General features: G+C 62.2%; 12 protein-coding genes. 10 read left to right on the forward strand and 2 right to left on the reverse strand.

Features of this window, described 5'->3' with window-relative positions; genetic code table 11:
- The first annotated feature begins 8 nt into the window (after positions 1–8).
- The 7 genes from gltS (at position 9) to APH34_RS09990 (ending at position 8536) form a co-directional block, all read left to right on the forward strand.
- Positions 9–1214 carry a sodium/glutamate symporter gene (gene gltS / locus APH34_RS09960; protein ID WP_054901006.1) on the forward strand — a complete coding sequence of 402 codons (1206 nt, stop codon included), beginning with the start codon at positions 9–11 and terminating at the stop codon, positions 1212–1214.
- Positions 1215–1527: 313 nt separating this feature from the next.
- Complete coding sequence (gene gcvH, locus APH34_RS09965; protein ID WP_054901007.1) at positions 1528–1911, forward strand: glycine cleavage system protein GcvH; 384 nt, start codon at positions 1528–1530, stop codon at positions 1909–1911.
- Between the two features lie 11 nt (positions 1912–1922).
- Positions 1923–4778 carry an aminomethyl-transferring glycine dehydrogenase gene (gcvP, locus tag APH34_RS09970; protein ID WP_054901008.1) on the forward strand — a complete coding sequence of 952 codons (2856 nt, stop codon included), beginning with the start codon at positions 1923–1925 and terminating at the stop codon, positions 4776–4778.
- A gap of 82 nt (positions 4779–4860) precedes the next feature.
- Entirely contained in the window at positions 4861–6237 is a 1377-nt protein-coding gene (locus APH34_RS09975) for an L-serine ammonia-lyase (RefSeq protein WP_054901009.1), read from the forward strand.
- A gap of 26 nt (positions 6238–6263) precedes the next feature.
- The gene (gcvT, locus tag APH34_RS09980) at positions 6264–7385 is read left to right on the forward strand and encodes a glycine cleavage system aminomethyltransferase GcvT (protein ID WP_054901010.1); all 1122 of its coding nucleotides are present in this window, start codon (positions 6264–6266) and stop codon (positions 7383–7385) included.
- Between the two features lie 357 nt (positions 7386–7742).
- Entirely contained in the window at positions 7743–7955 is a 213-nt protein-coding gene (locus APH34_RS09985) for a cold-shock protein (RefSeq protein WP_028631500.1), read from the forward strand.
- Between the two features lie 92 nt (positions 7956–8047).
- Complete coding sequence (locus APH34_RS09990; protein WP_054901011.1) at positions 8048–8536, forward strand: RDD family protein; 489 nt, start codon at positions 8048–8050, stop codon at positions 8534–8536.
- 52 nt (positions 8537–8588) lie between these two features.
- On the opposite strand, the gene lptG is transcribed toward APH34_RS09990, so the two are convergent.
- Together lptG and lptF are read right to left on the reverse strand one after the other, a co-directional pair.
- Positions 8589–9650 (reverse strand): LPS export ABC transporter permease LptG, encoded by a 1062-nt coding sequence (gene lptG, locus APH34_RS09995; protein WP_054901012.1) that lies wholly within the window; start codon positions 9648–9650, stop codon positions 8589–8591.
- The gene (gene lptF, locus APH34_RS10000) at positions 9643–10758 is read right to left on the reverse strand and encodes an LPS export ABC transporter permease LptF (protein WP_054901013.1); all 1116 of its coding nucleotides are present in this window, start codon (positions 10756–10758) and stop codon (positions 9643–9645) included. The genes lptG and lptF overlap by 8 nt, the downstream gene beginning before the upstream one ends.
- Positions 10759–11048: 290 nt before the next feature.
- Here lptF and APH34_RS10005 point away from each other — a divergent pair, with 290 nt between their 5' ends.
- The 3 genes from APH34_RS10005 to APH34_RS10015 are packed head-to-tail and all read left to right on the forward strand — an operon-like array spanning position 11049 to position 13390.
- Positions 11049–12542 (forward strand): leucyl aminopeptidase, encoded by a 1494-nt coding sequence (locus APH34_RS10005; RefSeq protein ID WP_054901014.1) that lies wholly within the window; start codon positions 11049–11051, stop codon positions 12540–12542.
- A 48-nt stretch (positions 12543–12590) separates the two neighbouring features.
- Positions 12591–13019 (forward strand): DNA polymerase III subunit chi, encoded by a 429-nt coding sequence (locus APH34_RS10010; protein ID WP_054901015.1) that lies wholly within the window; start codon positions 12591–12593, stop codon positions 13017–13019.
- Between the two features lie 5 nt (positions 13020–13024).
- Positions 13025–13390, forward strand: a complete 366-nt coding sequence (locus APH34_RS10015) for a hypothetical protein (RefSeq protein ID WP_054901016.1) — start codon at positions 13025–13027, stop codon at positions 13388–13390.
- Positions 13391–13398: the final 8 nt, after the last annotated feature.

Genomic DNA, 13398 nt, shown 5'->3' on the forward strand with positions numbered 1-13398 from the left:
TACTCTGAATGCTTCAACTCGATTTTTACGGCACGCTCGTGGCCGCTTCCCTGGTACTTTTGCTAGGGCGCGGTCTTGTCACCCGCGTCGGTTTCCTGCGCACTTACAATATTCCCGAACCGGTAGCAGGCGGCCTGCTCGTGGCGCTGCTGCTGTTGGGCTTACGCACCGTCGACGTGCATGTGCAGTTCGATACCTCACTGCAAACACCCTTGATGTTGGCGTTTTTTGCCACCATCGGTCTGAGTGCCGACATTGCCAGCCTGAAAAAAGGCGGCCGGGTTGTCGGTATTTTCCTGCTGGCGGTCACTGGGCTGCTGGTGGTCCAGAATGCAATGGGCATCGGGCTGGCAAAGGCACTGGGGCTTGATCCGCTGATGGGCCTGTTGTCCGGTTCGATATCCCTGTCGGGCGGCCACGGCACCGGCGCGGCGTGGGGAGCGACGTTCAGCGAAAAGTACGGTTTGGCTTCGGCAACGGAACTGGCATTGGCAGCGGCGACGTTTGGCTTGGTTCTGGGCGGGCTGATTGGCGGGCCGGTTGCACGCCTACTCATCAACCGTGTTGAAACGCCGGGCCTTGATCAGGGTGTTTCACACTTGCCAAAGGGCTTCGAACAGCCAAACGAAGAGCGGCTGATCACGCCCTTCTCAATGATCGAAACCCTTGCTCTGATCGCGGTCAGTTTGATGGGCGGCACCCTGTTGAACGGCCTGCTCCACGAGACGGCATTTGAGTTACCGACATTCGTTTGCGTCTTGTTCGTGGGCGTGCTGCTGCGCAACGGGCTTTCTGCATTTGGCCTGTATCAGGTATTCGAGCGCGAAGTGTCCGTGCTGGGCAATGTCAGCTTGTCGCTGTTTCTGGCGATCGCACTGATGTCCCTGAAACTGTGGGACCTGGCGGCCCTGGCATTACCCTTCTTCACTCTTTTGGCTGTACAAACGTTGGTCATGGCACTGTTTGCAATGTTCGTGACGTTCAGACTCATGGGCAGCAACTACGATGCCGCCGTACTGGCCGCCGGACACTGCGGTTTTGGCCTGGGCGCAACGCCAACGGCCATCGCCAACATGCAAGCCATCACCCAGCGCTTCGGGCCTTCGCAGATTGCATTTCTGGTAGTACCGATGGTGGGCGCCTTCTTCATCGACATCATCAACGTCATCGTGATCAAGCTGTACCTCACGCTGCCGTTCTTTACAGCGCTGTAAAAAATCGGGCCCTTTCGCGGCGTAACCCGCGCATGGGCCCGGCCGCCCTGTCCGTAGCGATATCCGTACATCGTATCGAATTCAATACAAAGCCACTTGGCGCGTTCTGCGCAAGGGTTTGATCCTCCGAACCTTTTCTTTCCGCCCTCCTCTGTAGCGTTTTCATTCCAAAAAAGCGAAAACTACATCGGTTAAATTATTTAAGTTATTGATATTTAATGACTTTTATTTAATGGCCGCATTATTGCTATGGAATCCTTAACCAAGAGCGCGGCCATACCGCGCCCAACGCCCTGCTTCCCGAGGATTCCCCATGAGCGAGTTGCGTTTCACCGAAGATCACGAATGGCTGCGCGTCGAGGCCGACGGCAGTGTCACCGTAGGCATCACTGCCTACGCTCAGAATGCCTTGGGTGACGTGGTCTACGTGCAACTGCCAGAGCTGCAGCAGTACGACAAAGGTGCCGAAGCCTCCACCGTCGAATCGGTCAAGGCCGCCAGCGGTGTCTACATGCCGCTGGCCGGCGAAGTGGTTGCAGTGAATGACCAGCTTGATCAAAGCCCCGAACGGGTCAACGAAGATCCACTGGGCGAGGGCTGGTTCTTCCGCTTCATCCCCGCAGACATGAACGAAGTGGCCGCCCTGCTCGACCAGGACGCCTACGACCGCCTGATCAAAGCCAACGACGACGCCTGAGGACACCTGCCATGACCATCAACCTCGGCACCGCCAACGAATTCATCGCGCGGCACATCGGCCCTCGCACCGCTGACGAGCAGGCCATGCTGGCGACCCTCGGCTTTGACTCGCTGGAAGCCATGACCGCCGCTGTCATCCCCGATACCATCAAAGGCACTAGCGTACTGGGCTCGGCAGACGGCCAGAGCGAGGCCGATGCCCTCGCTGCGCTGAAAGCCATCGCTGGCAAGAACCAGCTGTTCAAGAACTACATCGGCCAGGGCTACTACAACACCCACACCCCGGCACCGATCCTGCGCAATCTGCTGGAAAACCCTGCCTGGTACACTGCCTACACGCCTTACCAGCCTGAAATCTCTCAAGGCCGCCTGGAGGCCCTGCTGAACTTCCAGACCCTGATCAGCGACCTGACTGGCCTGCCGATCGCCAACGCATCCTTGCTCGACGAAGCGACTGCCGCCGCCGAAGCCATGACCTTCTGCAAGCGCCTGTCAAAGAACAAGGCCAGCCATGCCTTCTTTGCCTCCGTGCACTGCCATCCCCAGACCCTCGACGTGCTGCGGACCCGTGCCGAACCGCTGGGCATCGAGATCGTGGTGGGTGACGAGCGCGAGCTGAACGATGTCAGCACCTTCTTCGGTGCCCTGCTGCAATACCCGGCCAGTAAGGGTGAAGTGTTCGACTACCGTGAACTGGTGCAGCGCTTCCATGCCGCCAATGCCCTGGTGGCCGTGGCCGCCGACCTGCTGGCCCTGACGCTGCTGACCCCGCCGGGCGAATTCGACGCCGACGTGGCCATTGGCAGCGCCCAGCGCTTCGGTGTACCGCTTGGTTTCGGAGGCCCCCACGCGGCCTACTTCGCCACCCGCGATGCCTTCAAGCGTGACATGCCGGGCCGCCTGGTCGGCGTGTCGATCGACCGCTTCGGCAAGACCGCACTGCGCCTGGCCATGCAGACCCGCGAGCAGCACATCCGTCGCGAGAAGGCCACCAGCAACATCTGCACCGCCCAGGTGCTGCTAGCCAACATCGCCAGCATGTTCGCCGTGTACCACGGCCCGCAAGGCCTCAAGCGCATTGCCCAGCGCACCCACGCGCTGACCGCGATCCTTGCCGCCGGCCTGAAAACCCTGGGCATCGACGTGCTGGGCGAAACCGCCTTCGATACCCTGACCCTGGCCACGGGCAGCGCAACCGCAAGCCTGCACGCCAAGGCCCGTGAGCAACGCATCAATCTGCGCCAGATCGACAGCGACACGCTGGGGCTGTCGCTCGACGAAACGACCACCCAGGCCGATGTAGAAGCCTTATGGCAGGTCTTCGCCGGCCAGCAGGCACACCCTGACTTCGCCGCCCTGGCCGCCAGCACCGGCTCGCGCCTGCCGGTCGCGCTGCTGCGCCAGTCGGCCATCCTCGAACACCCGGTGTTCAACCGATACCACAGCGAAACCGAACTGATGCGTTACCTGCGTCGCCTGGCCGACAAGGACCTGGCGCTGGACCGCAGCATGATCCCGCTGGGTTCGTGCACCATGAAGCTCAACGCCGCCAGCGAAATGATCCCGGTGACCTGGGCCGAGTTCGGCAACCTGCACCCGTTCGCCCCCGCCGAGCAGAGTCAGGGCTACCAGCAGCTGACCCGTGAACTGGAAGCCATGTTGTGCGCCGCCACTGGCTACGACGCCGTGTCGCTGCAACCCAATGCCGGCTCCCAAGGCGAGTACGCCGGCCTGCTGGCCATCCGCGCTTACCACCGCAGCCGTGGCGAAAGCCATCGTGATATCTGCCTGATCCCGTCTTCAGCCCACGGTACCAACCCCGCTACCGCGCACATGGCCGGTATGCGCGTGGTTGTCACCGCCTGTGACGCCCGTGGCAACGTCGATGTCGATGACCTGCGTGCCAAGGCCATCGAGCACCGGGAGCGCCTGGCCGCGATCATGATCACCTACCCATCGACCCACGGCGTGTTCGAGGAGGCGATCGGCGAGATCTGCGCGATCATTCACGACAATGGCGGCCAGGTGTACATCGACGGCGCCAACATGAATGCCATGGTCGGCCTGTGCGCCCCCGGCAAGTTCGGCGGCGATGTCTCGCACTTGAACCTGCACAAGACGTTCTGTATTCCACACGGCGGTGGCGGCCCGGGCGTCGGCCCGATTGGCGTGAAAGCGCACCTGGCGCCATTCCTGCCAGGCCATGCACAGCTGGAAAACCACGAAGGTGCCGTGTGCGCGGCGCCGTTCGGCAGCGCCAGCATCCTGCCCATTACCTGGATGTACATCCGCATGATGGGCGGTGCGGGCCTCAAGCGCGCCTCGCAAATGGCGATCCTCAATGCCAACTACATCGCCCGGCGCCTGGAAGAGCACTATCCTGTTCTGTACACCGGTGGCAATGGCCTGGTGGCACACGAGTGCATTCTCGACCTGCGCCCGCTCAAGGACACCAGCGGCATCAGTGTCGACGACGTGGCCAAGCGCCTGATCGACTTTGGCTTCCATGCCCCGACCATGTCCTTCCCTGTGGCGGGCACGCTGATGATCGAACCGACCGAAAGCGAGTCCAAAGAAGAACTGGACCGCTTCTGCAACGCAATGATCCAGATCCGCGAAGAGATTCGCGCCGTGGAGAACGGTAGCCTGGACAAGGATGACAACCCGCTGAAAAACGCCCCGCACACGGCGGCCGAGCTGGTGGGCGACTGGGCCCATGGTTATAGCCGTGAGCAAGCGGTGTACCCACTGCCGAGCCTGGTGGAGGGCAAGTACTGGCCGCCGGTCGGGCGGGTCGACAACGTGTTCGGTGACCGCAACCTGGTCTGCGCCTGCCCGTCGATCGAAAGCTATCAGGACGTTTGAGGCGGACTCCCCTTGTGGAGCGGGCTTGTCCCGCGCCCACAGGGGCCAATGCTGTCTGCACGACCTACCTGGAGGAACCACTATGTCCCTGAGCGTCTTCGACCTGTTCAAGATCGGCATCGGCCCCTCCAGCTCCCACACGGTCGGCCCGATGCGCGCTGCCGCACGCTTTGCTGAAGGGCTGCGCCGCGACGGCCTGCTGGCCAGCACCGCGAGCATCAAGGCCGAGCTGTATGGCTCGCTCGGTGCAACCGGCAAAGGCCACGGCAGCGACAAGGCGGTATTGCTCGGCCTTGAAGGCGAGCACCCCGATACTGTCGACACCGAATCCATCCCCGCCCGCCTGCAGGCGATCCGCGACAGCGGCCACCTGCGCCTGCTCGGCGAATACGATATTGCCTTCACCGAAAAGCAGCATCTGGCGATGATCCGCAAGCCGCTGGCTTATCATCCCAACGGCATGATTTTTCGTGCCTTCGACGCAGCCGGCTTGCAGATCCGTAGCCGCGAGTACTACTCGGTAGGCGGCGGCTTTGTGGTCGATGAAGACGCCGCCGGTCACGACCGTATCGTCGAGGACAGCACGGTGCTGCCCTATCCCTTCAAAACCGCCAAGGAACTGCTCGGGCATTGCACCGCACAGCGCTTGTCGGTCAGCCAGGTGATGCTGGCCAACGAAGCGGTGTGGCGCCCCGAGGCCGAGACCCGTGCCGGCCTGCTGCGAATCTGGCAGGTGATGCAGGACTGCGTCGAGGCCGGCTACCGGCATGAGGGCATCCTGCCAGGCGGCCTCAAGGTCAAGCGCCGCGCACCGGCGCTCTACCGCCAGCTCAGTCAGCACCCGGAGGCCAACCTGCGCGATGCGCTGTCGGTGCTCGACTGGGTCAACCTCTACGCGCTGGCAGTGAACGAGGAAAACGCCTACGGCGGGCGCGTGGTCACCGCACCGACCAACGGCGCGGCGGGCATCGTCCCGGCGGTGCTGCACTACTACATGCGCTTCGTCCCCGGTGCCAGCGAAGACGGCGTGGTGCGCTTTTTGCTCACCGCCGCCGCCATCGGCATCTTGTACAAGGAAAACGCTTCGATCTCCGGGGCCGAAGTGGGCTGCCAGGGCGAGGTGGGTGTGGCCTGCTCGATGGCGGCGGGCGCCTTGTGCGAAGTGATGGGTGGCAGCGTGCAACAGGTTGAAAACGCCGCCGAGATCGGCATGGAACACAACCTTGGCCTGACCTGCGACCCGATAGGCGGGCTGGTCCAGGTGCCTTGCATCGAGCGCAACGCCATGGGCTCGGTGAAGGCCATCAATGCGGTGCGCATGGCCCTGCGCGGCGACGGGCAGCACTACGTCTCGCTCGATAAGGTCATCCGCACCATGCGCCAGACCGGCGCCGACATGAAAAGCAAATACAAGGAGACCGCCCGCGGCGGCCTGGCCGTCAACATCATCGAATGTTGACCCGATAAAAAACCAAGGAGTCATCGATGTCCGAAACACTGCACAAGACCCCGCTGCACGCCCTGCACCTGGAGCTGGGCGCTCGCATGGTGCCATTCGCCGGCTTCGACATGCCGGTACAGTACCCGCTGGGCGTGCTCAAGGAGCACTTGCACACCCGTGAGCAGGCAGGGTTGTTCGATGTCTCGCACATGGGCCAGATCATGCTGCGCGGCAAAGAGGCGGCCCATGCCCTGGAAAGCCTGGTGCCAGTGGATATCATTGACCTGCCGGTAGGCATGCAGCGCTACGCCATGTTCACCAACGAGCAAGGCGGTATCCTCGACGACCTGATGGTCGCCAACCTGGGTGACGACACACTGTTCCTGGTGGTCAACGCTGCCTGTAAGGAGCAGGACCTGGCCCACCTGCAAGAACACCTCGCTGACCGCTGCCAGATCCAGCCCCTGTTCGCCGAACGCGCCTTGCTCGCCCTGCAAGGCCCAGCGGCGGTCAAGGTATTGCAGCGCTTGGCACCGGAAGTGGCCGCCATGACGTTCATGCAGCTGCGCCCGGTCAGCTTGCTTGGCGAGGACTGCTTCGTCAGCCGATCGGGCTACACCGGCGAAGATGGCTATGAAATTTCGGTACCGGCCGGCGCCGCTGAAGCCCTGGCTCGCCGGCTGCTGGCCGAACCCGAAGTGCAGCCGATCGGCCTGGGCGCGCGCGACTCATTGCGCCTGGAAGCGGGCCTGTGCCTGTATGGCCACGATATGGATACCACCACCACACCGGTCGAAGCCAGCCTGCTCTGGGCCGTGTCGAAGGTGCGCCGCGCCGATGGTACCCGTGCAGGCGGCTTCCCCGGTGCCGCGGTGGTGTTTGCCCAGCAGCAAGCGGGGGTGGCACGCAAGCGGGTGGGTCTGTTGCCACAAGAGCGGACGCCAGTTCGCGAAGGGGCAGAGATAGTCGACGCTGCTGACAAAGTGGTAGGCAAAGTGTGCAGCGGTGGCTTTGGTCCGACACTCGGTGCCCCCGTTGCAATGGGTTATGTCGATATCGAACATGGCGCACTCGAAACGCCACTGTTTGCCTTGGTACGGAGCAAGAAGGTTGCCCTGAAAGTCAGCAAAATGCCTTTTGTTCCACCACGTTACTATCGCGGTTGAACGTATCATCTGAGGTATCCAGGCAGGCTAGACATATTCGTTTTCGAACCTGCCCAATAGCTTTTGAACATAGCGCCAGCCCAGGCACCATGCCGTTTCCGACAAATATGTCGGTAAACGGCAAAAGCCCGATTTTCCATACGACCAAGGGCTTGTTTTTTTCTCGAGAGTTGGCGTAGAGTCACTGCACTGTGTTTGCATGGGTCGCAACAGTTCGTGACCTGGGCCAGTAGCCGCAATCTGCTACAACCCGTTCGACGTCTCTTACTTTCCTGCAACCCAGCCCAGTAATCTTTCACACTTTATTAGTGTGATAGAAACTGTCATCAAAATTTAAGCTTCATAGGAAATAAGACAATGGCTGAGCGTCAGAACGGTACCGTCAAGTGGTTCAATGACGAGAAAGGTTACGGCTTCATCACCCCAGAAAGCGGTGCTGATCTGTTCGTGCACTTCCGTGCTATCGAAGGTAACGGCTTCAAGAGCCTGAAAGAAGGCCAGAAGGTCTCCTTCGAAGCAGTCCAGGGCCAGAAAGGCCTGCAGGCTGACAAGGTTCAGGTCCTCGGCTAAGCCGGCGCCGACGTCGAAGAAAAGCCCCTGCCCAGTGCAGGGGCTTTTTTTTGCCCGTAGAATAGCGGCTTCGTCATTCGGAGCCGTTCTGCATGTCCAAGCCTCTGCTCTCCCCCCAGGGAGATTTCCCACCTGTCGGCCTGGGTCGGCGCCTGGCGGCGATGTTTTACGACTTTTTGTTGTGCACGGCACTGCTGATCGTGACCGCAGGCGCCTACAAGATGATCCAGATGACGATCATCGGCGAGGCGCGCATGCGTGAATTGACCGACGCCGGCGCGCTGGACGGCGATCCACTGTTGTCGACGGTCCTGTTGTTTGCGCTGTTCGGCTTCTTTGCCAAGTTCTGGACCCATGGCGGGCAAACCCTCGGCATGCAGGTGTGGGGCGTACGCGTACAGAATGCCGATGGCAGCGCAATCAGCCTGTGGCAGGCGTTGCTGCGCTTTGTCGTGTCGATTGCCTCGTGGCTGTGCCTGGGGCTGGGGTTCTTCTGGTCATTGATCGACAAACGCAAGCGCAGCTGGCATGACATCTATTCGGAAACCCAGCTGGTACGGGTGCCGAAGCAGAAGAAATGAGCCCCACAAAAAAGCCGACCCCAAGGTCGGCTTTCTTGTACCGGTCAGGCCATCATCCCGCCCGGCGTAACAACCAGAACCCAGCGATGGTACATACCCCTACCGGTATCACCACGGCCAGTAGTGGCGGGAAGCCAAATACCTGGCTCGAAGGGCCGAGCAACTCGCCGGCAATACGGAACACGAAGCCTACCAGGACACCGGTAAACACGCGCTGGCCCAGAGTCACCGACCGCAGCGGGCCGAAGATGAAGGAAATCGCCATCAGCACCAAGGCCGCTGTCACTGCCGGCTGCAGCACCTTGGTCCAGAACGCCAGCCAATAGCGGGCGTTGTTCAGGCCCTGGTCGGCCAGGTAGTGGATGTAATCCCACAAACCGGTGATCGACAGCGACTCAGGCGGCAGTACCACAGTGTTGAGCAGTTGCGGCGTTACCGAAACATCCCACACCTCTTCCGGGACCTTGACAACCTCGGTGTGATCGCCACGGAAGTAGGTGGTGCTGACATCGCTGAGCACCCAGCGATCATTCTCGTAGCGCGCCCGGCGAGCGAAGCTGGAGGTCATGATCTTGCGCTCGTTGTCGAAGCGGTAGCGGGTCACACCCAGCAGCAGGCCATTGGGCTGTACCGAGTTGATATGCACGAACTCTTCGCCCTGACGGTGCCACATGCCGCGCTTGGAGCTCTGCGCCTCGCCACCGCCCTGGGCCAGCGAGCGGTCGGCCTGGGCCTTGTTCTCGCTGACAGGTGCCACGTACTCACCGATCAGCAAGCCGACCAGCATCAGGATCAGCATCGGCTTCATCACGGCCCAGACGATGCGCCCAATGGACACCCCGGCGGCGCGCATGATGGTCAGTTCGCTGCTGCTGGCCAGGCTGCCCAGGCCAATCAGACAGCCGATCAACGCCGCCATCGGCAGCATGTCGTAAAGCCGGCGCGGCGCGGTCAGCAGGACGTAGGAGCCCGCGTCCATGACCGTATAGGTATCGCTCAGGTCGCTCATCTCGTCGATGAAGGCGAACAGGGAAGCCAGGCCAAGAATGATGCCCAGCACAGCGAGAATGGCCAGCAGCACGCTCTGGCCGATGTAGCGGTCGAGTTTAGCCACGGGCCACCTCCGCACGGCGAGCGGCACGTTTGAGGCGCAGCGGCTCCCAGTACATCAGCGCCAGGCCGATCAGCAGGAACAGGCCATGCACCCACCACATGCCCAGGGCGATCGGCAACTTGCCTTTCTCCAGAGCGCCGCGTACGGAAATCAACATCGTCAGGTAGGCCATGTACAGAAGAATCGCCGGCAGCAGCTTGAGGAAGCGGCCCTGGCGCGGGTTGACCTTGGCCAGCGGCACCGCCAGCAGGGTCACGATGAACACCAGGATCGGCAGCGAAATGCGCCACTGCAACTCGGCGCGCTCGCGCAGGCCGTCGTGGCCGATAAGGTCCGTGGTCGGAATGGCTTCGCGCTCGGTCACCTCTTCGCTGACCTCAGGCTTGGGCAGCAGCACGCCATAAGTGTCGTACTTGATGGCGCGATAGTCGGCCTGGCCCGGGTTGCCGTCATAACGGTAACCGTTTTCCAGCACCAGGTAGCGGTTGCCATCGGCCTGCACTTCCTGGTGGCCTTTTTCGGCAACCAGCACCGATGGCGCACGGTCTTTGGTCTTGTCCTGGTTGAAGCGCTTCTCGGAAATGAACACACCGTCGAGCTTGACCCGGTCATCGGACAATTGCTCGGTGTAGGTGACACGCGAGCCATCGCGCAGGGTCTGGAAACGGCCAGGGACCAAGGTATCGAACTCGGTCAGGGCATCCTGCTGGGCGATGATCTTCTGCACCTGGGCGACCCCCAGCGGGGCCAGGCTCAGGCTCAACCAGGCAACCACCAGCGCTACCAGCGCCGCCGGTGCCATGGTCAGGCCCAACAGGCGTTGCTGGCTCATGCCGGTGGCCGAAAGCACGGTCATCTCGCTTTCCAGGTACAGCCGTCCATAGGCCAGGAGAATGCCCAGGAACAGCCCCAGAGGCAGGATCAGCTGCAGGAAACCCGGCAAGCGGAAGCCCATGATCAGGAACAGCACGCCCGGGTCGAGCATGCCCTGGGCCGCCTGGGCCAGGTATTTGATGAAACGCCCGCTCATGATGATCACCAGCAGCACGGCGCTGACGGCGCTCAAGGTCAGCACGACCTCGCGGGAGAGATAACGAAAGACGATCAAACCAGACACTCCTGGGTTGTCAGGGGCGGACTGCCAAACAAAGGGTTACGACAGCCAAGACCAATGCCGGTTCGCCAAGGGCGAACCTCCTTGTAAAGTGCGCGCATTATCCTGTGATTGGCAGCGCCTGTCACTTGGCCGCGCATGAAGCCGCACATCGGGGTTGTCAGCACTGTTGTCAGAGGCTCAAACTGGCAGCTTTTCCACTGGTACGCGACCACGCGGCCAAGCCTGTTCAGAGCGCGAAGACACTACAGCGCCCACTGCAAAGACCATTCGGGGACCCTGACATGGAACTGGTTGTAAAAAGCGTAGCTGCTGCATCCGTAAAAACCGCCACTCTGGTCGTACCGGTCGGTGAAGGCCGCAAGCTTGGCGCCGTTGCCAAAGCTGTCGACCAGGCCGCCGAAGGTGCCATCAGCGCCGTGCTCAAGCGTGGCGACCTGGCCGGCAAACCGGGCCAGACCCTGCTGCTGCAGAGCCTGCCTGGCCTTAAGGCAGAGCGTGTACTGCTGGTCGGCAGTGGCAAAGACGAAGCGCTGGGTGACCGTGCCTGGCGCAAGCTGGTCAACAGCGTGGCCGGGGTACTCAAAGGCCTCAACGGCAGCGACGCGGTACTGGCCCTGGACGACATCGCCGTCAGCAACCGCGAGGGCCACTACGGCAAGCATCGCCTGCTGGCCGAAACCCTGCTCGACGGCGAATACGTGTTCGACCGTTTCAAGAGCCAGAAGGCCGAACCCCGTGCCCTGAAAAAGATCACCCTGCTGGCTGACAAGGCAGGCCTGGCCGAGGTCGAGCGCGCCGTCAAGCACGCCAGCGCCATCGCCACCGGCATGGCCTTCACCCGCGACTTGGGCAACCTGCCACCGAACCTGTGCCACCCAAGCTTCCTCGCCGAACAGGCCAAGGACCTGGGCAAGGCCCATAAAGGCCTGAAGGTCGAAGTGCTGGACGAGAAGAAAATCAAGGACCTGGGCATGGGCGCGTTCTATGCCGTGGGCCAGGGCAGCGACCAGCCGCCACGCCTGATCGTGCTCAATTACCAGGGTGCCAAGAAAGCCGACAAACCCTTCGTGCTGGTCGGCAAGGGCATCACGTTCGACACCGGTGGCATCAGCCTGAAGCCTGGCGCCGGCATGGACGAAATGAAGTTCGACATGTGCGGCGCCGCCAGTGTGTTCGGCACCCTGCGTGCAGTGCTCGAACTGCAACTGCCGATCAACCTGGTGTGCCTGCTGGCCTGCGCTGAAAACATGCCAAGCGGCGGCGCCACGCGCCCAGGCGACATCGTGACCACCATGAGTGGCCAGACGGTCGAGATTCTCAACACCGACGCCGAAGGCCGCCTGGTGCTGTGCGACACCCTGACCTACGCCGAGCGTTTCAAGCCGCAGGCCGTCATCGACATCGCCACCCTGACCGGCGCCTGCATCGTCGCCCTGGGCAGCCATACCTCGGGCCTGATGGGCAACAATGATGAGCTGGTCAGCCAACTGCTGGACGCCGGCAAACGTGCCGACGACCGCGCCTGGCAGCTGCCGCTGTTCGACGAGTACCAGGAACAACTGGACAGCCCGTTCGCCGACATGGGCAATATCGGTGGCCCGAAAGCCGGCTCCATCACGGCCGGCTGCTTCCTGTCGCGCTTTGCCAAGGCCTACAACTGGGCGCACCTGGACATCGCCGGTACCGCCTGGATCAGCGGTGGCAAGGACAAGGGCGCCACTGGCCGCCCAGTCCCGCTGCTGACCCAGTACCTGCTTGATCGCGCTGGCGCCTGATGCCGTGAACCGGTGGTGCCCTGGCACCACCGGCTGGCAGACTGAACCATGAGCAAAGTCGATTTCTACATTCTGCCCACCGACGCCCTGTCGGCGCGGTTGGACTTCGCCTGTAAGCTGTGCGAAAAGGCCTGGCGCCTCGGCCACCGGGTCTACCTGCACTGCCAGGACGCTGAGCAGCGCAACGAGCTGGACCTGCGCCTGTGGCGCTTCAAGGGCGAAGCCTTCGTGCCCCACGACCTGGCCGAGGCGCATGCCGACGCCACGGTGGCCCTGGGCCTGGGCGACAAGGCGGGCGAGCACCGCGGCCTGCTGATCAACCTGGGGGCCAATGTGCCTGGGTTCGTCGGCCAGTTCGAGCGGGTTGCCGAGATCGTTGTCGAGGAGCCCGGTATTCGCCAATCGGCACGCGAGCGATTCCGTTTCTACCGTGAACAGGGCTATGCTCTGCAAGACCACCGCTTACAGCGACTTTAACGACGATGGACAAGCCTTCCGCCCTACCCGATTCCGCCCATCTGCTCGACGACCTTGAGTCGATCCGCCAGCTGCTGGGTGATGCTGACCTGCAGCCACCGTTGCTGACCGAAACGGTGGAACAGATCCCCCTGTTGCTCGACACCCCGGCCGGCAACGCCACGCCCGCGCCAGCGCCGGTAAAAGCCGAGCCTGAGGATGACCCGCAGACCCGCCGCCAGGACACCTTGCTGCACCTGGAGGCCGAGCTGCGCGCTGCGGCGCAGTTGATCATGCAGGACGTGATCAATGATTTCACCCCGCATATCGAGACCGAGATCAAGCGCCGCCTCGATGCGCGTATCGAGCGTCTGATCAAGCGCTCCGAGTAGGTCGGCAC

Origin of the sequence: Pseudomonas sp. NBRC 111131 (genome assembly GCF_001320525.1) — a bacterium.
Classification (GTDB): Bacteria; Pseudomonadota; Gammaproteobacteria; order Pseudomonadales; family Pseudomonadaceae; genus Aquipseudomonas; species Aquipseudomonas ceruminis.